Source organism: Pseudomonas sp. GW458-11-26-14-LB4 (assembly GCF_059423925.1).
Genome location: NZ_JBWKYU010000007.1, coordinates 195413 through 219639, shown reverse-complemented (window position 1 = coordinate 219639; position 24227 = coordinate 195413). Strand labels below are relative to the sequence as shown.

The following is a 24227-nucleotide window of genomic DNA, read 5'->3' as shown; positions in this document are numbered from 1 at the left end:
CCCACCGGGTTCGATCCCGTCCCTTGTAAAACCCTGATGTAAATCAGCCCACAAAATCGCCATTTACGCGATGCTCCGGTGTTTTTTACCTCTACGCTTGAAGAGCCTGACCTGTCCCGGAGTGCCTTGTGTTTGCCAATCTGCTGATCATTCTGGCGTCGTCCCTGGTGATGATTGCCCTGTTCCGTCGCCTGCGCCTGCCGCCTGTGCTGGGCTACCTGTGCGTGGGCTTGATGGTCGGGCCTAAGGCATTCGACTGGATCAATGAAAGCGAACATCTGCCGGATCTTGCCGAACTGGGCGTGGTGTTTCTGCTGTTTTCCCTGGGGCTGGAGTTCTCGCTGTCGAAAATGATTGCCCTGCGCCAGGTGGTTTTCCGACTGGGCAGCCAGCAGGTGCTGATCACCACATTCCTGCTGGGAGGCGTGCTGATGCTGTTGGGCATGCCTGCTACACCGGCCTTGCTGCTGGGCGCTGGCCTGTCGTTGTCATCCACTGCAATCGTAACCAAAGAGCTGGGCAGTCTCGGCGAAATCTTCAGCAGCCATGGCCAGAACGCGGTGGGTGTCCTGTTGTTCCAGGACGTGGTGGCCGTGTTGCTGCTAACGCTGGTGCCGGTGTTCGCCGGCAGCAGTGATCAGGCCTGGTACTGGGCGTTGCCCCTGACCTTGTTGAAGACCGTCTTGCTGTTCTTCGGTTTGTTGCTGGCCAGCCGCTGGCTACTGCCCCGCCTGTTTCAGGAAGTCGCGGCGTCCCGCTCAGCAGAGTTGTTCGTGCTGCTGGCACTGGTGATCGTGTTGCTGACGGCCTGGCTGACCCACCTGCTGGGCCTGTCTCCGGCCCTCGGCGCGTTCCTCGCGGGCATGCTGCTGGGCGAGAGCCATTACCGGCATCAGATCGAGGCCGATATCCGGCCGTTTCGCGACATTCTGCTGGGACTGTTTTTCGTCAGCATCGGCATGCTGATCGACCTGCAACTGTTCGCCAGCCACAGCCTGCTGATTATCGGGATGACCCTGGGTTTGCTGGTGATCAAAGGCCTGGTGGTGGCGCTATTGGTGAAATGGCGCGGCAGCGACAGTGAAACGGCCTGGCGCAGCGGTCTCGCCCTCGCCCAGGGCGGTGAATTCTGCTTCGCCCTGATGGCGCAGATGCAGCAGAGCCGGTTGCTCCCCGCCGAGATCGGCGCCCTGCTGCTCGCCGCCACCTTCTGCTCGATGCTGCTGACGCCCCTGCTGTTACGCGCCGCACCGCGAATCGCCGCCGCCCTGCACCGCAAACCCAATCAGGAAGCGCAGATCGAGGAAATCAGCGCCCTCAATGCCGGGTTCGACGGGCATGTGGTGATCTGTGGCTACGGCCGTGTCGGTCAGTCGATCGGACGCTTCATGCGCAATGCCGGGCAATCCTACGTCGCGCTGGACAACGATCCGGTGCGGATTCAGGAAGCCGCCACCGCCGAACGCGACGTCCACTACGGCGATTCAACCCGCGGCGATCTGTTGATCGCCGTTGGTTTGCTGCGCGCCAGATTGCTGGTGATTGCCGTGGATCAGGCCGATGTGGCCTTGCGGGTTCTCAAGGAGGCCCGACGCCTCAACCCGACAGTGCCGATCCTGGTGCGCACCCGGGACGACAGCCAGTCGGCCGAGTTGAAAGCAGCCGGCGCCAGCGAAGTGGTGCCGGAACTGCTGGAGTCGAGCCTGATGCTCGGTTCCCATGCACTGATCCTGCTGGGGTTTCCTGCGCACCGGGTGCAGGAGAAAGTCGATCAGGTGCGCATCGATCGTTATCGCCTGCTTCACGGCTTTTACCCCGGAGCCGACGATGAGGAGATCTAGTCCTGGCTCACCGCGCCGATCTTGTGCAGCGACAGGTCGGCGCCGTAGTACTCCTGTTCCTGGCTCAGGCGCAGACCATGCAGTGCCTTGATCGAACCATAGACGGCGAAACCGCCGATCAGCGCCACTGCCACACCAAGGGCGGTGCCGATCAACTGGCTGGTCAGGCTGACGCCGCCGAGTCCGCCCAGCGCGGTCGAGCCGAAGATCCCGCAGGCAATGCCGCCCCACACGCCACACAGACCGTGCAAGGGCCAGACACCCAGCACGTCATCGATGCGCCATTTGACCTGCGCCGCCGTGAAGCACCAGACAAACAGGGCGCCGGCAATTGCGCCAGTCACCAGCGCGCCGACCGGGTGCATCAGGTCGGAACCGGCACACACCGCCACCAGCCCGGCCAGCGGACCGTTGTGCAGGAAGCCCGGATCGTTGCGCCCGACGATCAACGCCGCCACCGTGCCGCCGACCATCGCCATCAGCGAGTTGACTGCCACCAGTCCGCTGACCCCTTGCAGGGTCTGCGCGCTCATTACGTTGAAGCCAAACCAGCCGACGATCAGGATCCACGAACCCAACGCCAGAAAAGGAATGCTCGACGGCGCGAACGCCACCAGCCTGCCATCGCGATAGCGCCCGTTACGCGGCCCGAGCAGCAACACCGCCGCCAGCGCCAGCCAGCCGCCCATGGCATGCACTACCACCGAACCCGCGAAGTCATGGAAAGGGGCACCGAACTGCGCGGTCAGCCAGGCTTGCAGACCGTAGTTGCCGTTCCAGATCATGCCTTCGAAAAACGGGTAGATGAACGCTACGATCAGCGCCGTGGCGCACAGTTGCGGCACAAACCGCGCCCGTTCCGCGATACCGCCGGAGATGATTGCCGGGATCGCCGCCGCAAAGGTCAGCAGGAAGAAAAACTTCACCAGCCCATAACCATGATCGGCACTGAGCACCGCCGCCGGCTGCAGGAAGGTCACCCCGTACGAAAGCCAGTAGCCTATAAAGAAATAGGCCAGGGTCGACACCGCAAAGTCGCTGAGAATTTTCGACAGGGCGTTGACCTGGTTTTTCTGGCGAACCGTTCCGACCTCCAGAAACGCGAAACCGGCGTGCATGGCAAGTACCATGACCGCACCGATCAGAATGAACAACGTGTTGGAACTGTGAACCAGCGTGTCCACAGCGCTTTGCAGATTTTCCATGAGGAGGCAGACCCAAGGCAGAAAAAGGCACCAAAGCGGTTCATGCGCGCATTTCATGCACCAAGTTGCGACTGCACGATCACTGATCCGGTGGTTCGGTGAACCGCTTTGGCGCACAAGGTCGATGGGCTGACATGAACCTTCATCATCCGGGCCTTGCTCTGCCCGGCTTCGCGCCCGGCAACAGCGCACTGCCACCGATCGACGCACCACGACACAGCAAAAGTTGTACCAGCCATTTGCACTGAACCTTCACACTTGGCTCATACTCGAACGCTTCAGAACACCGCTTCAGAACGCCACTTACGGAGATCCCTCATGGCCAGCATCAAGGCAAAGACTGCTCAAGAAATCCTGATGAACGACTTCCAGACTCTGGTCAGCGACACTGAGCGGTTGCTGGAACACACCGCCACGCTGGCCGGTGATCAGGCTGACGAGCTGCGCGAACAGATCCACGAAAGCCTGCTTCGCGCGCGGGAAACCCTGAAGCTGACCGAAGAAACCCTACGCGAGCGCGGTCAGGCGGCGGTCACCGCCACCGAGGATTACGTGTCGGCCAACCCTTGGCAATCGGTGGGCATCGCCGCCGGCGTCGGCTTTCTGATCGGCCTGCTGGCCACGCGGCGCTGATCATGTCGATCGGTGAATCCGGCCCGAATGCGGGCACCGCCTCTTCCACGCGTCGCCTGGGGGCTGCCGTTCTCGGTCTGCTGCACAGCCACGTCGAACTGTTCGGCATCGAACTGCAGGAACAGAAATCACGCACCGTCAGCCTGTTGCTGTTCGCCGGTCTGGCGCTGGTGTTTGCGCTGCTGTTGCTGGTCGGCCTGTCGACGCTTGTCCTGATCGTGTTCTGGGACACGTATCGCCTGGCCGCAATTATTGGTCTGTGCGTGTTCTACACCTTGGCGGCAATCTTTTGCGCGCTGCGTCTCAAAGCCGCGATCTTCGATGAATCCTCGCCCTTCCACGGCACGCTGGAAGAACTGGCCAATGATCGGGAGCGCCTGCTGCCATGAGCCTGCCTGAACTTCCGCACAACAGCTCACGCCGGGAAATGCGCAAGGCACTGATCCGCCTGCGCATGGAAATGCATCGACAGGAGATCCGCCATGAAACCGGCCAGGTCTTGCAACCTCTGCATCGTATGCGTGGCATGACGCAGAACCTGCAGGGCGGTTTCGGCATCAAGCACGCGCCGTTGTGGGGCGTGGCGGCTGTGACGCTGCTGGGTTTCATCACGGGTAAAGGGGCCAAAAGCGGTGGCGTCGGCGGCTTGACCCGACTGATCCGCCTGGGCACCAGCCTCGCTCCGCTGATCAAGCTGGTCATGCAGAGTTCAAGCAAGCGCTGATCCCCACGCATCTGGCTGCATTCTTGCAACACCGGCGGGATTGAATCTCTTATCCGGAGATTCAATCCCGCTTGCCTATCCGGCCGGCAAAATCTGATCAGAACAAGAACGACAAGGAGGCCCCGTGATCGACGGGCAACCGCTCGCCTGCTTTCAACCTTTCATCGATACCGCCACCGGACGCATTGCAGGCGTCGAGGCACTGGGTCGTCTGCGCCAGGCCGATGGCCAACTGGCATCGGTCGGACCGCTGTTCGCCGACCCGCGCACCCCGGCCATCGCGCTGCGCCGAATGGACCGGCAGATTCGCGACAACGCGCTGAGTCGACTGCACGAGGCGCCGCCGGACTGGTTTCTCAGCCTGAACATGTCACCGCGCTGGATCAGCCGCTTGCGTGCCGACCAAGCACTGCCCAGCCTGAAGCAACTCGCGCGGCACGGTATCGACCCGCAACGGATTGTTTTCGAGATCACTGAACTGGGCGGTAACAGCCAGCGCCTGACCGAAGTCGTGGCGCGCTATCGCGATGCCGGCGCCCGGATTGCCATCGATGATTTCGGCGCGGGGTATTCACAGCTTGATCGCGTGCTGGCGCTGCAACCGGACATTCTCAAACTCGACATGCGCCTGTTCCAGGCCGCCGCACTTGGCGGACCGAGCAGTGACGTGGTCAAGGCCCTCGCGCAAATGGCCGAAAAGACCGGCTGCTGGATCATCGCAGAAGGCGTGGAAACCGCAGCGCAACTGAATTTTGCGCTGGAGTGCGGATCGCGTTACGTGCAGGGATTTCTGTTCGCCCGGGCGCAGGAGGCGCTTTTCGGTACCAATGACTTCGTGGAGCGCTTTGCCGAGCTGCGCCAGTCTTACGTGCGTCAGAAGCTGGCCGAGCGCAGCAAACTGATGTTCATGCGCCAGCAGCTCAGCGAACTCATGACCATCCTGCAAACCTGGGCCCAGGCCCGCGCTCCGCTCAGTGCACTGCCACAGCTCGACGCGTTCCCCTGGCTGCTGCGCTTTTACCAATGCGACCGTCACGGCACTCAGCTGACGCCGAACCTGGAATGGCGACAGAGCGGCTGGGTGGCCGACAACCGCTACCTGGGCCACAACTGGTCGTGGCGCCCGTACTTCTATCACCTGCTGGCCGAAGGCTGGGAAGAACGGCGCCTGACTCTTTCCAACACCTATCGCGACGCCACCAGCAACCAGTATTGCCTGACCGCCGGACAGTTTTTCGATAACGGCGAGCGCCTGCTGCTGATCGACATTGATGCGGCGGGCTTGTAGTTGCGCTTGCAGATGCCAGCCTGAACCGGGAAGCTAGGGAATCAGTCACCAGACGGAGAGAATCAGCCTTGGATTGGCATACCCTGCTCAACCGCGAACGTCTCGGCAAACCGTTGCACAGCCCGCAGGAACTTGGCCGCAGCCCGTTCCATAAAGATCATGACCGCATCATCTTCTCCGGCGCCTTCCGCCGCCTGGGGCGCAAGACCCAGGTGCATCCGGTGTCGAGCAACGACCATATTCATACGCGCCTGACCCACTCGCTGGAAGTCAGTTGCGTCGGCCGCTCGCTGGGCATGCGTGTCGGCGAGACCCTGCGCCGCGCCCTGCCTGAATGGTGCGAGCCGAGCGATCTGGGCATGGTGGTCCAGTCGGCCTGCCTGGCGCACGACATCGGCAACCCGCCGTTCGGCCATTCCGGCGAAGACGCGATCCGTCACTGGTTCCAGCAGGCTGCCGGGCGTGGCTGGCTGGATGCGATGAGCGACGCCGAGCGCGGTGACTTCCTGAACTTCGAAGGCAATGCGCAGGGCTTCCGGGTCCTCACGCAACTGGAGTATCACCAGTTCGACGGCGGCACCCGGCTGACCTACGCCACCCTCGGCACTTACCTGAAGTACCCGTGGACCGCCCGTCACGCCGACTCCCTCGGCTACAAAAAGCACAAGTTCGGTTGCTACCAAAGCGAGTTGCCGTTGCTGGAGCAGATCGCCCACAAGCTGGGTCTGCCACAACTGGAAGAGCAGCGTTGGGCGCGCCATCCGCTGGTGTATCTGATGGAGGCGGCGGACGATATCTGCTACGCCTTGATCGATCTGGAAGATGGCCTGGAAATGGAGCTGCTGGAATACGCCGAAGTCGAGTCGCTGCTGCTCGGCCTGGTCGGCGATGATCTGCCGGAAACCTATCGCCAGCTCGGTCCCCAGGATTCGCGCCGGCGCAAACTGGCGATCCTGCGCGGCAAGGCCATCGAGCACCTGACCAACGCCGCTGCCCGGGCATTCGTCGAACAACAGGACGCGCTGCTGGCCGGTACGCTGCCGGGGGATCTGGTGGAACACATGCACGGACCGGCCAAACGCTGTGTGTTGAACGCCAAGGACATCGCCCGCAAGAAAATCTTCCAGGACAAGCGCAAGACCCTGCATGAGATCGGCGCCTACACGACCCTGGAGATTCTGCTCAACGCCTTCTGCGGTGCTGCCCTGGAACAGCACAACGGCCGCACGCCGTCGTTCAAGAGCCGCCGGATTCTCGATCTGCTGGGCAATAATGCGCCGAACCCGCACGGCCCGCTGCATGCATCGTTCCTGCGCATGATCGACTTCATCGCCGGCATGACCGACAGCTACGCCAGTGACATGGCACTGGAAATGACCGGACGTTCCAGCCATTGACGCCTGCTTCCCGACCGATCTGCAATGGATTGGTCGGGAGGGCCGAAGATAATGTCTTAAATAAACAAAGAACAATCATCGAATGTCTTTTCCCGATAAACTTTCTCTGCGCACTTAAACTTATATCAAGCCCCGTCACTGGACATCTCACGCATCTACCTACGGCAAACCTAGTTAACACGTAGTCTGATTCCTCTTTATTTGTAGGACTTATCCTAGATTGCCGCTAACACTCCGTCAGTTCATGCGACCGCTCATTCATCTGAGCTAAGGTGCGCCCTTTATTCGCGCTCGTATGGGATTTGATTATGAACTCCGTTTTTATTGTCGACGATCACCCGGTCATCCGCCTCGCCGTTCGAATGCTGCTGGAGCATGAAGGTTATAAAGTCGTCGGAGAAACCGATAACGGTGTCGATGCCATGCAGATGGTTCGCGAATGCATGCCCGACCTGATCATTCTCGACATCAGCATTCCCAAACTCGACGGTCTGGAGGTCTTGGCCCGCTTCAACTCCATGAGTTCGCCGTTCAAGACCCTGGTGCTGACCGCACAATGCCCGACCCTGTTCGGCATTCGCTGCATGCAGTCAGGTGCGTCGGGGTATGTATGCAAACAGGAAGACCTGAGTGAACTGGTCAGTGCAATCAAAGCCGTACTGTCCGGTTATAACTACTTTCCCAGCCAGGCCTTGAATCCGGTTCGTCACGATGATGTGCGCTATGTAGAACTTGAACTTTTCAAGTCCGTCAATGATCGGGAACTCATGGTCCTGCAACTATTTGCCCAAGGCCGCACCAACAAGGAAATTGCCAAAGGCATGTTTCTCAGCAATAAAACCGTCAGCACTTATAAAAAACGCCTGATGCAAAAACTCAAAGCCAAGTCCCTTGTAGAACTTATCGAAATGGCCAAACGTAACGCACTCGTGTGAGAGCCAACATGCCCAGTCGCTTAAAGAGTTTTCTGATTGCATTGAGTGCATGCCTGAGTCTCAGCGCGCCTGTCACAGTTGCATCGTCAACCTTCCAGGACCTTGCCCTGCTCGCGCGTTCGACCGACAGATCAATTCCGGTCCTGTTCGAGCCATCGCAAGAGGCGTGGCTGCACACTCGCAATGAGTTGATTCTGGGAGCATCCGCTCCGGACTACCCCCCTTTCGACATGACAACCAGCGGACACGACTACGAAGGTTTCACAGCGGACTACGCCGGGCTGGTGGGACAGGCGACGGGGCTACCGGTCAAGGTCAGGCGCTTCGCCTCGCGCGAGGCCGCGATCCGCGCATTGATCGAGGGCAGCATCGACATGCTCGGTACGTCCAACGGGTTCGAAGCGGAGAACGCCAACATCATGCTGTCCAGGCCCTACGCAGTCGATCAACCGGTCCTGGTCACACGCGAAGGCGAAACCCGCTCTCTGACCGAAGGCCTGGCCAGTCTGCGGCTGAGCATGCTCTATCACTACCTGCCGCTGGAGGAGGTCAAGGCGATGTATCCCAAAGCCCTCATCACCTCCTATCCGTCCTACCAGAACGCGATCAATGCCGTCGCGTTCGATCAGGCGGACGTGTTTCTCGGCGACACCATCTCCACTCACTACATGATCAGCAAGGGCTATCTGAACAACATCCGCATGGCCAACTTCGGCAAGCACGAAGCCCACGGCTTCAGCTTCGCCGTGCATCGCAACAATACGCAATTGACCGGCATCATCGACGCGGTGCTCAAGGCGGTTCCGGGCAGCGAGCGCGAAAACATCGCCAAACGCTGGAGTGTCGGCAGCGACACACTGCTCACCGACCAGAAGTTGCAACTGACCAAGCGTGAAGAACAATGGCTGAAAAGGAATCCGGTGGTAAGTGTCGTCGTCAACGAGGCCTTCGCACCGCTGACGTTCTTCGACAGTGATGGCAACTTTCGCGGCATCAGTGCCGACCTGCTCGAGCTTATTCGCCTGCGCACCGGTCTGCGATTCGAGATACGCCGCAGTCGCAGCGATGCCGAGATGATCAGGCAGATTGAAAATCACCAGGCCGACCTGATTGCCGCCCTGCTACCCACCGCTCAGCGCGAGGAAACCCTGACCTTCAGCCGTCCCTACTTGGAAAACTCCTACGTTCTGTTGACCCGAAAAGCGGCCGACAGCCCGACGCACCTGGGCCAGCTCAAACGCAAACGTCTGGCGATCGCGCAGGGCAATCCGATGATCGAATACCTGCGCACCGAATTTCCACGTATCCAGCTGATCGAAACGCCGGACACCTTCAGCGCCGTAGCGTTGCTCGACGAAGGCCAGGTCGAGGGCGCAGTGAACTCGCTGGTCATCGCCAACTACTTCATCTCCTCCCGCATTTTCGAACAGCCACTGCAGATCACCACCACCATCGGCACACGTCAGGCGGCGTTCTCGCTGGCAACTGCCAGGGACAGCACGGAACTGGGCTCGATCATCGACAAGACCCTGATGAGCATTACCCCCGAAGAACTGGGCATCATCAATGGCCGCTGGCGGGGTTACTCAAGTGTTTCGCAAGGCACCTGGCGTCAATACCAGCGTTTTTTCTATCAGGCGATCGGCGGGGCCTGCCTGCTGTTGCTGCTGTCGCTGTTCTGGAATGCCTACATGCGCCGCCAGATCAATCAACGCAAGGCAGCCGAACGGGCGTTGAACGACCAGCTGGAGTTCATGGGTTCACTGGTCAACGGCACGCCCCATCCAATCTATGTGCGTGACCGACAGGGACTTCTGCAAAGCTGCAATGACAGCTATCTCCATGCGTTCAATGCCCGGCGTGAAGACGTCATCGGCAAAAGCGTGATGCAGGGTGCATTGAATAATGCTTTCGAGGCACAGACTTTTCAGGCCGACTACCAGCGGGTGGTGGCCGAGGGCAGGCCGCTGGTGCTCGACCGGCCGCTGCAGATCGGCAACCGGCGCCTGACGATCTATCACTGGATCCTGCCGTACCGGGACTCCAGTGGTGAAGTGCGGGGGATCATCGGCGGCTGGATCGACATCAGTGAGCGTCGCGAGCTGCTCGACGAACTGCGCTCGGCCAAGGAACGGGCGGACGATGCCAATCGCGCCAAAAGTACGTTCCTGGCGACCATGAGCCACGAGATCCGCACCCCGATGAACGCAGTGATCGGCATGCTCGAATTGACGCTCAAGCGCATGGATCAGGCTCACCCGGATCGCTCCGGAATCGAAACGGCCTACCATTCGGCCAAGGATCTGCTGGGCCTGATCGGCGACATACTGGACATTGCCCGCATCGAATCCGGGCGATTGAGCCTGCACCCCGAGCGAATCAACCTGATTGATACCATAGGCTCAGTGGTCAGGATCTTCGAAGGCCTCGCCCGACAGAAACAGCTCTCACTGGAAGTTAGCGTCACTCCTGCCGAATTGAATGTCGATGTGCACCTCGACCCCCTGCGCTTCAAGCAAGTGCTGTCGAACCTGATCAGCAATGCCATCAAGTTCACCGAAGAAGGACACATCAGGATCACGCTGGATGTTCTACCCACGAATGATCCCGAACGCTCGATGGTGCAGTTGACCGTACAGGACAGCGGCATCGGGATCACGACGCAGGATCAGTCGCGTCTGTTCGAACCCTTTGCCCAGGCCGGTAATGGCGGACAGAGAACCGTCAGCGGTGCAGGACTGGGATTGGTCATCAGCCGTAACCTGTGCGAGATGATGGGTGGAAAACTGCGGTTGAGCAGCCTGCCCGGAGTCGGCACCCAGGTCAGTCTGTCGCTGCCACTGACGATTTTTCCAGCGAGAGTGACAAAAGCTGAGGACGAGCCGCAGATTCACGCGTCTCTCACCCCGCTGACGGTTCTGGTGGTCGATGACCATCCGGCCAACCGGTTGCTGATGTGCCAGCAGCTGGAATACCTCGGCCATCGTTTCTGTATCGCCGAAGACGGCCTGCGCGGACTGGAAGAATGGAAGAGCGGTGAGTTTGATCTGGTCATCGCCGATTGCAACATGCCCGTCATGAACGGCTACGAGCTGACCCGCGCGATTCGTCAGCACGAAAAGCTGACCCACCGCCCGGCTTGCACCGTGTTGGGGTTCACCGCCAATGCCCAGCCCGAAGAGATCCTGCGCTGCAAGCAGGCAGGCATGAACGAATGCCTGTTCAAACCCCTGAGCCTCAACAGCCTGAGCCAATGGGTCAACAGCGTTCAGCCGCTGTTCCGCGCGCCGGCGTTCAACCTGCAGGGGCTCACACTGCTGACCGGCGGCAACCCTTCCCAGACTCACCGCCTGCTGGCAGAACTGCTCAACAGCAGCCGCGTTGACCGACAGGAATTGCAGGCACTGTCCCTTACTCGAGATCCCCCTGCGCTGGCCGTCATCGCCCACAAGATCAAGGGCGCGGCCCGCATTGCCCAGGCCTCGCGCCTGATCGACAGCTGCGATGCGCTTGAGCAGGCGTGCCTGCAAGCGCTGCCGGGGGATGAGATCGAGCGTCGCTGTCAGGCCAGCCGTCTCGCCATCCTGGAACTGGAGCAGGCACTGGAACAGCAACTCGCCCGGATCCACCAGAGCAAAGTGACCGGGGCTTAACTATGCTTGGACGCTGAGCAGTGTGCTTACCTATACGGAGAGTCCGCAATGCCCAGCCCACTGCGCCCGGAACAACGCCGGTTTCCGCTGCATGTGCACATCAGCGTCATGTTCACTTTTCTGCTGTTGCTCACCGGGGTGGTGCTGGGTCTGTTCAACTATCGGCAGACCACGCAGATCATCCTGTCGAGCAGCGAAAAACTGTTCAACCGCATCGAACAGGATGTGCGCCTTGATCTGCAGGCCACTTATGAACCGATTCGACACCTGCTGAGCCTGCTGGCGGAGACCCCCGCCGCCCGCTCTTCCGGCCTCGAACCGCGTCTGGCGCTGCTCAAGCCGTTCAGCCAGTCACTGACGGACAACCCGGACCTGGCCTCGCTGTACCTGGGTTATGGCAACGGCGATTTTTTCATGGTCCGTCCTTTGCGCACACCCGCGCTGAAAACCCTGCTCAAGGCACCCGACGCCGCGGCATTTCAGGTCTGGAGCATCGAACACGACGCCAGCGGTCAGGCGCATTCGCAGTCGCTGTTCTTCGACCAGGCCCTGTCCCCGGTCGGCCGGCAGGACAATCCCGACGATCCTTATGATCCCCGCAGCCGGGCGTGGTACATCAACGCACGGCAGCAGACCGAACAGATCACCACCGAACCCTACGTCTTTTTCTCCACCCACAACGTCGGCACAACACTGGCCCGGCGCAGCGGTGATGACGCGGTAATCGGCGCCGACCTGACCCTCGACGCACTCTCCGCAACCCTGATCAAACACGTGGTGACACCGGCCACGGAAATCGTCCTGTTCGACGCCGATGGCAACGCCGTGGCCTACCCCGACAGCAGCCGGCTGATCGTCGATGACCGTACGGCGCGTCTGGCCAAGGCAGCCGACTTGAGCCCCGCCCTTGGCGCCTTGTTGTCCGGCCATCAGGGCAACCGACTCAAGGCCGACGGTCGGCTATGGATCGTTGCCCGCAGCCAGTTGCAGGAAGGCGGGCCGAAAGGTTTGCAGATGGCGTTGCTGGTGCCGGAGGACGAGTTGCTGGTCGATGCCTATCGCATGCGCTGGCAAGGCGCGCTGATCACCTTGGCCACCCTGCTGTTGTGCCTGCCGCTCGGGTGGCTGATCTCGCGAATTCTGGTCAAGCCGCTGCATGCGCTGGTCAAGGAAGCCGATGCGATCCGCAGCTTCGATTTCAATTTTCCCGTGACCCGTCGATCACCGGTGCTGGAGGTCGACCAGCTGAGTCTGTCGATGGCCCGCATGAAGGACACCCTGGCCAGCTTCTTTCGGATCACCGACAGCCTGACTGCTGAAACCCGCTTCGAACCGCTGCTGCAACGGGCGCTGTTCGAGACCGTGCAGATCGCCCAGGCTCAGGCGGGCCTGATTTATCTGCGCGAAAACGACGGCAATCGCATGGAGCCCTACGGGCTGGTGGTCGATGGCGCTTCCCAAGCCCTGGCCGCGTTCGATATTCAGGGGCGCAATCTTGACGCCACTCAAAGCCCCGAATGGTTCCGGCAACTGGCGAACGCCAACACGGTGGTGAGCAATCTGGGCTTCGAACAGGCCACCGATCTGCAGAAAGTGCTGCTGGCCATGGCGTCGCCGAGGGTGCATCTGATCGGTATCCGTTTGCATAACCGGCACAACGAAACCGTCGGCCTGTTGGTACTGCTGATCAATGACAGCGGCACGGCGAGTGATCTGGAAAAGCTCCGGCCCGACCGCATCGCCTTCCTGCAAGCAGTGTCCGGGGCAGCCGCGGTGAGTATCGAAAGTCAGCGCCTGCAAGCCCGGCAGAAGCAACTGCTGGATGCGTTCATTCAACTGCTGGCCGGCGCGATCGATGCCAAGAGCCCTTATACCGGCGGGCATTGCCAGCGTGTGCCGGAGCTGACCCTGATGCTCGCCCACGCCGCCGCGGCCAGTCAGGCACCGGAATTCAGCGATTACCAGCCGAACGAAGACGAATGGGAGGCCCTGCACATCGCCGCATGGCTGCACGATTGCGGCAAGGTCACGACCCCGGAATACGTGGTCGACAAAGCCACCAAACTGGAAACCCTGAACGATCGCCTGCATGAAATCCGCACCCGCTTCGAAGTGCTCAAGCGCGATGCCTGGGTCAGCTACTGGCAAGCCCTGGCCATGGGCGGCGAAGAGCGGCAACTGGCCGAGCTGCGCGACGCAACCCTGACAGCACTGGATGATGATTTTGCATTCGTCGCCCACTGCAATCTGGGCAGTGAAGCGATGGCCGAGGCCGACCTGCAACGCCTGCAAGGCATCGCGAAACGCCCATGGACGCGCACGCTGGATGATCGGCTGGGCCTGTCATGGGAAGAGAACCGGCGTCAGTCACGCACCCCGGCACCGACCTTGCCGGCCACCGAACCGTTGCTGGCAGACAAGCCGGAGCATCTGCTGGAGCGCGCCGAAGGTGAGTTGATTCCGGAGGACAATCCGTGGGGCTTCAAGCTCGACGTGCCGCCCTATAAATACAATCGCGGCGAGCTGTACAACCTGAGCATCCCCCGGGGCACCCTGACCCGCGAAGAACGCTACATCATCAACCACCACATGGTGCAGACGATCCTGATGCTCAGCCACCTGCCCTTCCCCGGGCATCTGAACAGCGTGGCGGAAATCGCCGGCGGGCATCACGAAAAGATGGACGGCACCGGTTATCCCAAGCGCCTGAAACGCGAAGACATGAGCCTGCCGGCGCGCATGATGGCGATTGCCGATATTTTCGAAGCCCTGACCGCCGCCGACCGCCCGTACAAAAAGGCCAAGTCCCTCAGTGAAGCGCTGGGGATCATGGCCACCATGTGCCGCGAGGCGCACATCGATGCGGAGTTGTTCGGGCTGTTCATCCGCGATGGCGTGTACTTGCAGTACGCCACGCGGTTTCTCGATCCACGGCAGATCGATGCCGTGGACCCGGCGGCCGTGCTGCTCAAGGCAGGCCTGTCGGCGTGATCAGCAGTCGGTCAGGCGCAGGAAGATCGCCGCCAGTTGTTCGATCCCGGCCTGATCGTCGGCACCGAAACGCGCGAGCTTCGGACTGTCGAGGTCGAGCACGCCGATCAGACGGCCGTCCTTGACCAACGGCACGACCAGTTCGCTGTTCGACGCACTGTCGCAGGCGATATGGCCGGGGAACGCGTGAACGTCTTCAACCCGTTGCGTTTGCAAGCTGGCAGCCGCCGCGCCGCACACACCGCGTCCGAACGGAATGCGCACGCAGGCGATCTGGCCCTGGAACGGACCGAGCACCAGCTCTTCGTTGCGATTGAGGTAGAAACCGGCCCAGTTCAGGTCATCGAGCTGGTTGAACAGAAACGCCGAAAACTGCGCGGCGTTGGCGATGAAATCGCGCTCGTCCGCCAGCAGCGATTCCAGTTGCGCGGCCAACATGCCATAGCCTTCGAGGCCCTGGCCGCTCTGTTGCAAATCAATCATGCCTTGTGCTCCAACAATTTCAGTCCCACCCAGTAACGGGCGAATTGGTACGCGCAACGTCCGTTGCGGTTGCCACGGCCGGTTGCCCAGCGCACGGCGAGAATGTCCAGCTGTTCGTCGCGCTCCCAGCTCAGGCCGGCCTTGGCGGCCAACTGGCCGATCCAGTGCTCGACGACGTTGAGGAAATGTTCCTGGGTAAACGGATAGAACGACAGCCACAGGCCGAAACGATCCGACAGCGCGATCTTGTCTTCTACCGCCTCGCTCGGATGCAGCTCGCCATCGACGCGCTTCCAGTTTTCGTTGTCGCTTTCCTTTTCCGGCACCAGATGACGACGGTTGGAAGTGGCGTACAGCAACACGTTGTCAGGTGCCTGTTCGAGCGAGCCGTCCAGCACGCTTTTCAGCACGCGGTAGTCGCCTTCACCGGACTCGAACGACAAGTCGTCGCAGAACAGCACAAAGCGTTGCGGCAGCTTGGCGATCTGCTCCACCACCCGTGGCAGGTCCGCCAGGTGATCGCGCTCGATTTCGATCAAACGCAAACCGGCCTTGGCGTGTTCAGCCAACAGCGCCCGCACCAGCGACGATTTACCGGTACCGCGCGAACCCCACAGCAGCGCGTGGTTGGCCGGCATGCCGTCGAGAAATTGCTGAGTGTTGCGGCCCAGTTGCTCCAGCTGGCGGTCGACGCCGATCAGGTCCGACAAGCGCATGTCGAGGCTAACTTCCAGCGGCAGCAGATAACCGCTGCGACCGTCACGCTGCCAGCGTGCGGCGAGGCAGGTGCCCCAGTCGATGACCGGGCGTGGAGCCGGCAGCAGTGGTTCGATCCGCGCCAGAACCGACTCGGCGCGCTCAAGAAAAGCATTCAATCGGGAATCCACGTCTTCTCCTCGGGCTCGTTCACAGTGATGATGGCGGTGCAGCGACGACACACAGCGTTCGAAACCAGTCCCGGCCCTTGTTACAAGGCGCTTCGGGAACCCCGGAATCCATGCATGATCGACTATGCTTGAGCAGCGAAGGGAAACGGAAGTGGTTCAACACCCCATGGATATCAAATTCACCCACCGGCTGTCGTACAAACAGGCCCGGCTTACCGTGCTGGTCGGGTTCATTCTGGGCACGCTGCTCAGCCTGCTGCAAATCGGCATCGATTATGCCAGTGAAGACGCGTCCATCAACCGTGAAATCCTGTCTTTGCTGGAAATCAGCCACAACCCGGCCTCGCGCATCGCCTATAACATCGATGCCGAACTGGCGCAGGAACTGACCCTGGGCCTGCTGCGCTCGCCGGCGATCATTTCCGCACAACTGACCGACAACAATCAGACGGTGCTGGCCAACGTCAAACGCCCGGAGCTGCAAAGCGGCTACCGGATGATCAGCGACTTCCTGTTCGGCGCCAAACGCCAGTTCGAAGACCGCCTCTACCTCGATCACCTGCCCAACGAATCCCTCGGCACCTTGAAACTGGAAGTCGACACCTACGCGTTCGGCAGCCGCTTCCTGCGCCGGGCCGAGGTCACGCTGCTCAACGGGTTTGCCCGCAGCCTGATTCTCACCGGGATTCTGCTCGCGCTGTTCTACGTGATGCTGACCAAACCGCTGGTGCGGGTGATCCGCGAACTCAGCGGCCGCGACCCGCGCAGCGCCGAGCCGACGACCCTGGAATGTCCGGGCGGGCACGCCAACGACGAGATCGGCGTGCTGGTCAAGGTTGCCAACCAGCAGTTCGAAAACATCGCCACCGAAATCCAGCAGCGGCGCAATGCGGAAAACCGCCTCACCGACTACCTCGCGCAACTCGAAGACATCGTGTCGGCGCGTACCGCCGAGCTCAAGGCGATCAACGCGCGGCTCAGCCAGTCCAACCAGGAACTGGAAGTGGCCCGCAGCACGGCACTGGACATGGCCGAGGCACGCTCGGCGTTTCTCGCCAACATGAGCCACGAGATCCGCACCCCGCTCAACGGCCTGCTGGGGATGATCGCCCTGTCGCTCGACGGCCCGCTCAACGCCGAACAACAGCAACAACTGTCGATCGCCCACGACTCGGGCAAGGTATTGGTGGAGCTGCTCAACGATATTCTCGACCTGTCGAAATTCGATGCCGGGCAACTGGAGCTCGAACACATTCCATTCGATCTTGGCTCGCTGATCGAAGACACCGCCAACCTGCTGTCGCAGAACGCGGCGCCGAGTGTCGAACTGACCTGCCTGATCGATCCGTACTTTCCGGCGCTGGTGCTCGGCGATCCGACCCGGGTCAGGCAGATCGTCAGCAACCTGTTGTCCAACGCCCTGAAATTCACCCGCTTCGGTCGGGTCGATGTGCGCTTGTCCACCTGGAAAGACGGCGTCCGGATCGAAGTCTGCGACACCGGTATCGGCATCGCCCAGGAAGCGCAGGTGAAGATTTTCCAGCCGTTCACCCAGGCGGGTGCCGGCATCACCCGCCAGTACGGCGGCACCGGGTTGGGCCTGGCACTGACCTACAACCTGTGCGAAGCCATGCAGGGGCGCCTGACCATCAGTTCCGAAGTGGGTTTCGGTAGTCAGTTCTGCGCCGAACTGCCACTGCCCTGCCACACCCGAGCGGTGATTCCGCCACCGTTGCACGGCAAGGTGCTGGCAATCACCAACGCGGTCAGCGGGCTGGCGGAACTGCTGGAAAGTCTGCTGCCGGTCTGGGGACTGACCTACGAGCAGCGAACCCTCGACGACCCGCTGCTCGGTCTGTCCCCCGACGTCATCATCACCGACTGCCCGGAATGCCTGTTCGGCCTGCGCCCGGCGATGACGGCACCGATTCTGCTGGTGACTGCCTACGGCAGTTTCATGCCGGGTGAAGAAGCCGCCGCCCTCGCCCCGTTGCAGCAGCAGGCGCGACCGCTGGCTCGCAACGCGCTGTATCAGAATCTGCGCCGGACGCTGTTGCCGGATCTCACCACCATCGACCGCGCACGCCTCGAAAGCGTGCCGTCGCAGCGGCGCGGTCGGGTGCTGCTGGTGGAGGACAACCCGGTCAACCAGTTGGTGGCCAAGGGCATGCTGGGCAAACTCGGTTGCGACGTTGTAGTCGCCGCCCATGGCGTGGAAGCGCTGGATCAGCTGGAACACGACGAATTCGATCTGGTGCTGATGGACTGCAACATGCCGGTGATGGACGGCTACGAAGCCAGCCGCCAGATCCGTCAGAGCGGGCGCTGGCCGCATCTGCCGATTGTCGCCCTGACCGCCAACGCCATGTCCGAGGAGCGCGAACGTTGCCGGGCAGCGGGCATGAGCGACTATCTGGCCAAGCCGTTCCGTCGGGAAGAACTGGCGGCGCTGCTGGACCAGTGGATTCCGACTACGACAGTGCTTTGATCTGCCCCAGCAAGTGATCGAGACCGTCGCGCAAGTCATTGAGCCGGTCCAGATCCACCCCGCTGTCGCACAACAGCCGCGCCTTCAACGGCCCGACCTGTTCACGCAGCGCCTGCCCCTGCGGCGTGAGGCTCAGATGAACCTCGCGTTCGTCCCGGGCCGAGCGCTGACGCTGGACCAGTTGCAGTTGCTCCAGACGTTTGAGCAGCGGCGTCAGCGTGCCGGAATCCAGTGCCAGACGTTCACCCAGCGCCTTGACCGTCGGCTGCTCCGGCGCGGATTGCTGCCACTCCCACAACACCAGCATCGCCAGGTATTGCGGGTAGGTCAGGCCAAGCTGATCGAGCATCGGTTTGTAGGCACGGATCACCGCCCGCGATGCGGCATACAACTTGAAGCACAGCTGACTGTCGAGCTTCAGCGAATCGGCGGACAGGCTGTTCATTTGAGCAGGGCTTCGATCTCGCGGCTCAGATCCTGCGGCTTGGTGGCCGGGGCGAAGCGCTTGACCAACTGGCCGTCCTTGCCGATCAGGAACTTGGTGAAATTCCACTTGATGCCCTGAGAGCCCAGCACGCCTGGCGCGCGTTTCTTCAACTGCACGAACAGTGGATGCGCGCCGTTACCATTGACTTCGATCTTCTTGAACAGCGGGAAGCTGACACCGTAGTTCAGCTCGCAGAACTCGCTGATGGCGCCCTCGTTGCCCGGCTCCTGCTTGCCGAACTGATTGCACGGGAAGCCCAGCACCACCAGGCCCTGATCCTTGTAGGTCTGCCACAGTTCTTCAAGGCCTTTGTACTGCGGCGTGAAACCGCATTTGCTGGCGGTGTTGACCACCAGCACTGCCTTGCCGGCGAAATCGGCGAGGGTCTTCTGCTCGCCTTTGATGGTGGTGCACGGAATGTTCAGCAGGTTATCGCTCATGGTGCGCACTCTTGAAAAATGGGTAGACGGCAAAAATAGCGAGCAATTGAATTGTGTGCAATTTAATTATTCGAAAGGCGACCCATGGATCGCCCGTATCGGTTACTCGCGCGGCACCAGGTCCAGGCACACCGAGTTGATGCAGTAACGCAGGCCGGTCGGCGGCGGACCGTCAGGGAATACGTGGCCCAGGTGCGCATCGCACTTGGCGCATTTCACTTCGGTGCGGATCATGCCGTGGCTGGTGTCACGGATTTCGGTCATGGCGCTCTCGCCGATCGGCGCGTAGAAGCTTGGCCAGCCGCAACCGGAATCGAATTTGGTCTTGGAATCAAACAATGGCTCGTTGCAGCAGACGCAGTGATAGACACCGTCAGTCTTGGTGGCGTTGTATTTACCGGAGAACGGTCGCTCGGTAGCACTGAGACGGCACACGTTGTATTGCTCGGGGTCGAGCATCGCCCGCCATTCTTCCAGGGTCTTTTCAATCTTTTCCATCATCACACCTCAGCGGCTGAAAAAGCCCGATCTGTACCTTTTCCACGGATCGGGCGGCACGTATGATTGCGCCTCGTCACACGCCAGTCTGGCAGCGGGTTCCTGCGCATTCAAACGGATTATTGGAAACCGCCGCTCGAGACACTTGCCTGTGTGAAGACGCAGGATTCCCAGCACGGTTGTCCACCCGCCGCCTGGATCGTTCATTTTCGGGATCACATCGCCATGCAGTTCAGCAAATCGAACAAGCTCGCCAACGTCTGCTACGACATTCGCGGCCCGGTGCTCAAGCACGCCAAACGCCTGGAAGAGGAAGGCCATCGCATCCTCAAGCTGAACATCGGCAACCCGGCGCCCTTTGGTTTCGAAGCGCCGGACGAAATTCTTCAGGATGTGATCCGCAACCTGCCGACCGCCCAGGGCTACAGCGATTCCAAAGGCCTGTTCAGCGCGCGCAAGGCGGTGATGCAGTACTACCAGCAGAAGCAGGTCGAAGGTGTCGGCATCGAAGATATCTACCTGGGCAACGGCGTGTCCGAGCTGATCGTGATGTCGCTGCAGGCGCTGCTCAACAACGGCGACGAAGTGCTGGTGCCGGCGCCGGACTACCCGCTGTGGACCGCAGCCGTGAGTCTGGCCGGCGGTAACGCGGTGCATTACCTGTGCGACGAGGGTGCCGACTGGTTCCCGGACCTGGCCGACATCAAGGCCAAGATCACACCGAACACCAAGGCGATGGTGATCATCAACCCGAACAACCCGACCGGCGCGGTGTATTCGAAGGAAGTGCTGCTGGGCATGCTCGAGCTGGCCCGCCAGCACAACCTGGTGGTGTTCTCCGACGAAATCTACGACAAGATCCTCTACGACGACGCCGTGCACATCTGCACCGCTTCGCTGGCCCCGGACCTGCTGTGCCTGACCTTCAACGGTCTGTCCAAGTCGTATCGCGTGGCGGGTTTCCGTTCCGGCTGGATCGCCATTTCCGGGCCGAAACACAACGCTCACAGCTACATCGAAGGCATCGACATGCTGGCCAACATGCGTCTGTGCGCCAACGTGCCGAGCCAGCATGCAATTCAGACCGCACTCGGCGGCTACCAGAGCATCAACGATCTGGTGCTGCCACAAGGTCGCCTGCTGGAACAGCGCAACCGTACCTGGGAATTGCTCAACGACATTCCCGGCGTGAGCTGCGTGAAGCCGATGGGCGCACTGTACGCGTTCCCGAAGATCGACCCGAAAGTCTGCCCGATCCACAACGACGAGAAATTCGTGCTCGATCTGCTGCTCTCCGAGAAGCTGCTGGTGGTGCAAGGTACGGCATTCAACTGGCCGTGGCCTGACCACTTCCGCGTGGTCACCCTGCCGCGGGTCGATGACCTGGACATGGCCATCGGTCGTATCGGCAACTTCCTCAAGTCCTACCGCCAGTAACCGGCGCTCAGTGCGCAACGGCCCGAACGTTGCGCACTGTCTGATTCAGCAACACTTCTGCTCCGCCCCTCCTCCAGCACCTTCTACACTTGCGACTCATACGAATCATGCGTGCCTGACGCAATGAGACCGGGTGCCGTGTGCCTGTCATCCATACCGGATTCAGCAGTGGGAAATATCCTATGCCCGACAAATCCGGTGTAGGACACAGTTTGAAATAGTCACTCGGTTGAATCGCCAGGTGCCGCACCTTATATACCCCGCAGTACGCTACATCTTTAGCTTGAGGAGATTTCTACAACCATGATGCGCATCCTGCTGTTTTTGGCCACTAACCTGGCGGTCGTGCTGATAGCCAGCATCACCCTGAGCCTTTTCGGCTTCAACGGGTTCATGGCGGCCAACGGGGTTGATCTCAACCTCAGTCAGCTGCTGGTTTTCTGTGCAGTCTTTGGTTTCGCCGGGTCCCTGTTCTCGCTGTTCATCTCCAAGTGGATGGCGAAGATGAGCACCAGCACCCAGATCATCACCCAGCCACGCACCCGCCACGAACAATGGCTGCTGCAAACCGTCGAGCAACTGTCCCGGGAAGCCGGGATCAAGATGCCCGAGGTGGGGATTTTCCCGGCCTATGAAGCCAACGCCTTCGCCACCGGCTGGAACAAGAACGACGCACTGGTCGCAGTCAGCCAGGGTTTGCTTGAGCGTTTCAAGGAAGATGAAGTGCGGGCCGTGCTGGCTCACGAGATCGGTCACGTGGCCAATGGCGACATGGTCACCCTGGCGCTGATCCAGGGCGTGGTGAACACCTTCGTGATGTTCTTCGCGCGAATCATCGGCAACTTCGTCGACAAGGTGATCTTCAAGAACGAAGAAGGCCAAGGCATGGCCTACTACATCGCGACCATCTTCGCCGAGCTGGTGCTGGGCATTCTGGCCAGCGCCATCGTGATGTGGTTCTCGCGTAAACGCGAGTTCCGTGCCGACGATGCAGGTGCCCGCCTGGCCGGTACCGGCGCGATGATCAACGCCTTGCAACGCCTGCGCGCCGAACAAGGCCTGCCGGTGCACATGCCGGACACCCTGAACGCCTTTGGCATCAACGGTGGCATCAAGCAAGGGTTCGCCCGCATGTTCATGAGCCACCCGCCGCTGGAAGAGCGTATCGACGCCCTGCGTCGTCGCGGCTGATCAAACCGGCGCACCAACGAAAAGGCCCGCAGTGATGCGGGCCTTTTTTTGCCTGTCGATTACGCCCCGGAAATCCGGTAGACCCGCTCTTCCAGCCGAGTTACGCCGGCCTGCACGAACTTCCAGCTTTCACCCAGCACATCCTGCTCCTCCAGCATCTCGACACGCCAGACACTGCCCAGCAAACGCTGCACTTCGGCATCGTCTACGGAAAATGGCGGCCCGGGCATCTGCGACTGGTCATAATCCAGCGTCACCAACAGCCCTCGGCATGTCGGCAAAAGACCCTGCAAGTGCGCCGCATAACGCTCGCGCATCGCTTGCGGCAAGGCAATCACTGCCGCCCGGTCGTACAACGCGGTGCAGCCCGCCACGTCAGCCGCCGTCAGCGAGAAGAAATCCCCGCACCACAACTCGATCGACCCGGCGCGATAAACCTTGAAGTCGCCCTGCTCGCTCACCTGCGCCTGCAATTGCTGCTCAAGAAAGAAGTCTTCCACGGCCTTTTCCGACAGCTCGACGCCGAGCACCTGATGACCACGGCCGGCAAGCCACAGCAGATCCAGGCTTTTACCGCACAACGGCACCAACACACGCGCCTGCGACGGGATGGCCAGATCAGGCCAGTGCCGCTGCAAATAAGGGTTCACCTCAGGCTGGTGAAAGCCGATCTGGTTCGATTCCCACTTCTTGTGCCAAAACTCCGGCTGCATGCATCCTCCTAAGAATTCGATCAAAAGACGTTAAAACTTATATTGGAATTAGATCAATGAACTGACTGAAGATGGGTCATCTTAACGCTCAGGAACCCTTCCATGTTTCCCAGCCTGTTTATCTCTCACGGCTCGCCCATGCTGGCGCTGGAGCCCGGTGCCAGTGGCCCGGCCCTGGCGCGGCTGGCAGCCGAACTGCCACGCCCGAAAGCCATCGTCATCGTTTCCGCCCATTGGGAAAGCCATGAGCTGCTGGTCAGCAGCCACGCGCAACCGGAAACCTGGCACGACTTCGGCGGTTTCCCCCGCGCGCTGTATGAAGTGCAGTATCCGGCACCGGGCAATCCGCAAATGGCCCGCGAGGTTGCCGATCTGCTGACCGCCAACAACCTGCCGGCGCGTCTCGACCCGCAACGACCGTTCGATCACGGCGTGTGGGTGCCGCTCTCGCTGATGTACCCGCAAGCCGACATCCCGGTGGTTCAGGTTTCCCTGCCCAGCCGTGGCGGCCCGGCGTTGCAGAACCGCGTCGGTCAAGCGCTGGCCAGTCTGCGCGAACAGGGCATTCTGTTGATCGGCTCCGGCAGCATCACCCACAACCTGCGGGAACTGGACTGGCACGCCGGCCCGGAAAGCGTCGAGCCATGGGCCCGGGATTTCCGCGACTGGATTGTCGACAAGCTCGCCGCCAACGACGAAGCCGCCCTGCACGATTACCGCCAGCAGGCACCGAACGCCGTGCGCAGCCATCCGAGTGACGAGCATCTGCTGCCGCTGTACTTTGCCCGCGGCGCTGGCGGCGACTTCAGCATTGCCCATCAAGGTTTCACCATGGGCGCACTGGGCATGGACATCTACCGCTTCGGCTGATGCCCAAATCGCAGGCAAAAAAAATCCCCGAACCAGTCGGGGATTTTTTATGTTCGATCAATCAGC

Annotated in this window: 20 protein-coding genes; 13 read left to right on the top strand and 7 right to left on the bottom strand. The window is 60.9% G+C overall.

Annotated features, from left to right (window positions below):
- Window positions 1–128: 128 nt before the first annotated feature.
- Window positions 129–1841, top strand: coding sequence for a cation:proton antiporter (locus AC07XZ_RS11900; protein WP_102686454.1), 1713 nt, complete (start codon window positions 129–131; stop codon window positions 1839–1841).
- Here AC07XZ_RS11900 and AC07XZ_RS11895 read toward each other — a convergent pair.
- Window positions 1838–3046 (bottom strand): ammonium transporter, encoded by a 1209-nt coding sequence (locus tag AC07XZ_RS11895; RefSeq protein WP_102686455.1) that lies wholly within the window; start codon window positions 3044–3046, stop codon window positions 1838–1840. The two genes, AC07XZ_RS11900 and AC07XZ_RS11895, sit on opposite strands and share 4 nt — an antisense overlap.
- A 318-nt stretch (window positions 3047–3364) precedes the next feature.
- On the opposite strand from AC07XZ_RS11895, the gene AC07XZ_RS11890 reads away from it, so the two are divergent.
- The 8 genes from AC07XZ_RS11890 (at window position 3365) to AC07XZ_RS11855 (ending at window position 14667) form a co-directional block, all read left to right on the top strand.
- Complete coding sequence (locus AC07XZ_RS11890) at window positions 3365–3679, top strand: ElaB/YgaM/YqjD family protein (protein ID WP_085744956.1); 315 nt, start codon at window positions 3365–3367, stop codon at window positions 3677–3679.
- Window positions 3680–3681: 2 nt separating this feature from the next.
- Window positions 3682–4068 carry a phage holin family protein gene (locus AC07XZ_RS11885; RefSeq protein WP_085744957.1) on the top strand — a complete coding sequence of 129 codons (387 nt, stop codon included), beginning with the start codon at window positions 3682–3684 and terminating at the stop codon, window positions 4066–4068.
- Complete coding sequence (locus AC07XZ_RS11880) at window positions 4065–4403, top strand: hypothetical protein (RefSeq protein WP_085744958.1); 339 nt, start codon at window positions 4065–4067, stop codon at window positions 4401–4403. The genes AC07XZ_RS11885 and AC07XZ_RS11880 overlap by 4 nt, the downstream gene beginning before the upstream one ends.
- Before the next feature lie 124 nt (window positions 4404–4527).
- Window positions 4528–5691 (top strand): EAL domain-containing protein, encoded by a 1164-nt coding sequence (locus tag AC07XZ_RS11875; RefSeq protein WP_085744959.1) that lies wholly within the window; start codon window positions 4528–4530, stop codon window positions 5689–5691.
- 68 nt (window positions 5692–5759) lie between these two features.
- Window positions 5760–7088, top strand: coding sequence for a deoxyguanosinetriphosphate triphosphohydrolase (locus AC07XZ_RS11870; RefSeq protein ID WP_085744960.1), 1329 nt, complete (start codon window positions 5760–5762; stop codon window positions 7086–7088).
- A gap of 308 nt (window positions 7089–7396) precedes the next feature.
- Window positions 7397–8023: a response regulator transcription factor gene (locus AC07XZ_RS11865; protein WP_007955724.1), complete on the top strand. Its 627-nt coding sequence runs from the start codon at window positions 7397–7399 to the stop codon at window positions 8021–8023.
- An 8-nt stretch (window positions 8024–8031) separates the two neighbouring features.
- Window positions 8032–11676: a transporter substrate-binding domain-containing protein gene (locus AC07XZ_RS11860; protein WP_085744961.1), complete on the top strand. Its 3645-nt coding sequence runs from the start codon at window positions 8032–8034 to the stop codon at window positions 11674–11676.
- A 48-nt stretch (window positions 11677–11724) separates the two neighbouring features.
- Window positions 11725–14667: an HD domain-containing phosphohydrolase gene (locus AC07XZ_RS11855; RefSeq protein WP_102686456.1), complete on the top strand. Its 2943-nt coding sequence runs from the start codon at window positions 11725–11727 to the stop codon at window positions 14665–14667.
- On the opposite strand, the gene AC07XZ_RS11850 is transcribed toward AC07XZ_RS11855, so the two are convergent.
- Together AC07XZ_RS11850 and AC07XZ_RS11845 are read right to left on the bottom strand one after the other, a co-directional pair.
- On the bottom strand, window positions 14668–15150 hold the full coding sequence (locus AC07XZ_RS11850; RefSeq protein ID WP_011335287.1) for a GAF domain-containing protein: 483 nt from the start codon (window positions 15148–15150) through the stop codon (window positions 14668–14670).
- On the bottom strand, window positions 15147–16037 hold the full coding sequence (locus AC07XZ_RS11845; protein ID WP_007955716.1) for an ATP-binding protein: 891 nt from the start codon (window positions 16035–16037) through the stop codon (window positions 15147–15149). Before AC07XZ_RS11845 ends, AC07XZ_RS11850 begins: the two co-directional genes overlap by 4 nt.
- 124 nt (window positions 16038–16161) lie before the next feature.
- Between AC07XZ_RS11845 and AC07XZ_RS11840 the strand changes: the two genes are divergently transcribed.
- Window positions 16162–18525, top strand: a complete 2364-nt coding sequence (locus tag AC07XZ_RS11840; protein WP_371857315.1) for a hybrid sensor histidine kinase/response regulator — start codon at window positions 16162–16164, stop codon at window positions 18523–18525.
- Here AC07XZ_RS11840 and AC07XZ_RS11835 read toward each other — a convergent pair.
- The 3 genes from AC07XZ_RS11835 to msrB all read right to left on the bottom strand — a co-directional run bounded on the left by AC07XZ_RS11835 (window position 18509) and on the right by msrB (window position 19950).
- Window positions 18509–18970 (bottom strand): MarR family winged helix-turn-helix transcriptional regulator, encoded by a 462-nt coding sequence (locus AC07XZ_RS11835; protein WP_085744964.1) that lies wholly within the window; start codon window positions 18968–18970, stop codon window positions 18509–18511. The two genes, AC07XZ_RS11840 and AC07XZ_RS11835, sit on opposite strands and share 17 nt — an antisense overlap.
- The gene (locus AC07XZ_RS11830) at window positions 18967–19452 is read right to left on the bottom strand and encodes a glutathione peroxidase (RefSeq protein ID WP_085607138.1); all 486 of its coding nucleotides are present in this window, start codon (window positions 19450–19452) and stop codon (window positions 18967–18969) included. Before AC07XZ_RS11830 ends, AC07XZ_RS11835 begins: the two co-directional genes overlap by 4 nt.
- Window positions 19453–19554: 102 nt before the next feature.
- Window positions 19555–19950, bottom strand: coding sequence for a peptide-methionine (R)-S-oxide reductase MsrB (gene msrB / locus AC07XZ_RS11825; protein WP_064383288.1), 396 nt, complete (start codon window positions 19948–19950; stop codon window positions 19555–19557).
- Window positions 19951–20175: 225 nt separating this feature from the next.
- On the opposite strand from msrB, the gene AC07XZ_RS11820 reads away from it, so the two are divergent.
- Both AC07XZ_RS11820 and htpX read left to right on the top strand, forming a co-directional pair.
- A complete protein-coding gene (locus AC07XZ_RS11820; protein WP_007955711.1) occupies window positions 20176–21387 on the top strand; it encodes a pyridoxal phosphate-dependent aminotransferase in 1212 nt (403 codons plus the stop codon).
- Window positions 21388–21690: 303 nt separating this feature from the next.
- On the top strand, window positions 21691–22578 hold the full coding sequence (gene htpX, locus AC07XZ_RS11815) for a protease HtpX (RefSeq protein WP_007955710.1): 888 nt from the start codon (window positions 21691–21693) through the stop codon (window positions 22576–22578).
- Between the two features lie 59 nt (window positions 22579–22637).
- Here the strand turns inward: htpX and AC07XZ_RS11810 are convergent, their stop codons facing one another.
- Window positions 22638–23291, bottom strand: a complete 654-nt coding sequence (locus AC07XZ_RS11810; RefSeq protein WP_085744965.1) for a thiopurine S-methyltransferase — start codon at window positions 23289–23291, stop codon at window positions 22638–22640.
- 102 nt (window positions 23292–23393) lie between these two features.
- Here AC07XZ_RS11810 and AC07XZ_RS11805 point away from each other — a divergent pair, with 102 nt between their 5' ends.
- Complete coding sequence (locus tag AC07XZ_RS11805) at window positions 23394–24161, top strand: DODA-type extradiol aromatic ring-opening family dioxygenase (RefSeq protein WP_085744966.1); 768 nt, start codon at window positions 23394–23396, stop codon at window positions 24159–24161.
- Window positions 24162–24227: the final 66 nt, after the last annotated feature.

Bases quoted from the DNA above. Each gene is read 5' to 3' on its own strand.
- AC07XZ_RS11865 (WP_007955724.1), top strand. From the start codon at position 7,397: ATGAACTCCGTTTTTATTGTCGACGATCACCCGGTCATCCGCCTCGCC.
- AC07XZ_RS11860 (WP_085744961.1), top strand. From the start codon at position 8,032: ATGCCCAGTCGCTTAAAGAGTTTTCTGATTGCATTGAGTGCATGCCTG.
- AC07XZ_RS11810 (WP_085744965.1), bottom strand. From the start codon at position 23,291: ATGCAGCCGGAGTTTTGGCACAAGAAGTGGGAATCGAACCAGATCGGC.
- AC07XZ_RS11885 (WP_085744957.1), top strand. From the start codon at position 3,682: ATGTCGATCGGTGAATCCGGCCCGAATGCGGGCACCGCCTCTTCCACG.
- AC07XZ_RS11880 (WP_085744958.1), top strand. From the start codon at position 4,065: ATGAGCCTGCCTGAACTTCCGCACAACAGCTCACGCCGGGAAATGCGC.
- htpX (WP_007955710.1), top strand. From the start codon at position 21,691: ATGATGCGCATCCTGCTGTTTTTGGCCACTAACCTGGCGGTCGTGCTG.
- AC07XZ_RS11805 (WP_085744966.1), top strand. From the start codon at position 23,394: ATGTTTCCCAGCCTGTTTATCTCTCACGGCTCGCCCATGCTGGCGCTG.
- AC07XZ_RS11890 (WP_085744956.1), top strand. From the start codon at position 3,365: ATGGCCAGCATCAAGGCAAAGACTGCTCAAGAAATCCTGATGAACGAC.
- AC07XZ_RS11830 (WP_085607138.1), bottom strand. From the start codon at position 19,452: ATGAGCGATAACCTGCTGAACATTCCGTGCACCACCATCAAAGGCGAG.
- AC07XZ_RS11820 (WP_007955711.1), top strand. From the start codon at position 20,176: ATGCAGTTCAGCAAATCGAACAAGCTCGCCAACGTCTGCTACGACATT.
- AC07XZ_RS11895 (WP_102686455.1), bottom strand. From the start codon at position 3,046: ATGGAAAATCTGCAAAGCGCTGTGGACACGCTGGTTCACAGTTCCAAC.
- AC07XZ_RS11855 (WP_102686456.1), top strand. From the start codon at position 11,725: ATGCCCAGCCCACTGCGCCCGGAACAACGCCGGTTTCCGCTGCATGTG.
- AC07XZ_RS11850 (WP_011335287.1), bottom strand. From the start codon at position 15,150: ATGATTGATTTGCAACAGAGCGGCCAGGGCCTCGAAGGCTATGGCATG.
- AC07XZ_RS11835 (WP_085744964.1), bottom strand. From the start codon at position 18,970: ATGAACAGCCTGTCCGCCGATTCGCTGAAGCTCGACAGTCAGCTGTGC.
- msrB (WP_064383288.1), bottom strand. From the start codon at position 19,950: ATGGAAAAGATTGAAAAGACCCTGGAAGAATGGCGGGCGATGCTCGAC.
- AC07XZ_RS11840 (WP_371857315.1), top strand. From the start codon at position 16,162: ATGCTTGAGCAGCGAAGGGAAACGGAAGTGGTTCAACACCCCATGGAT.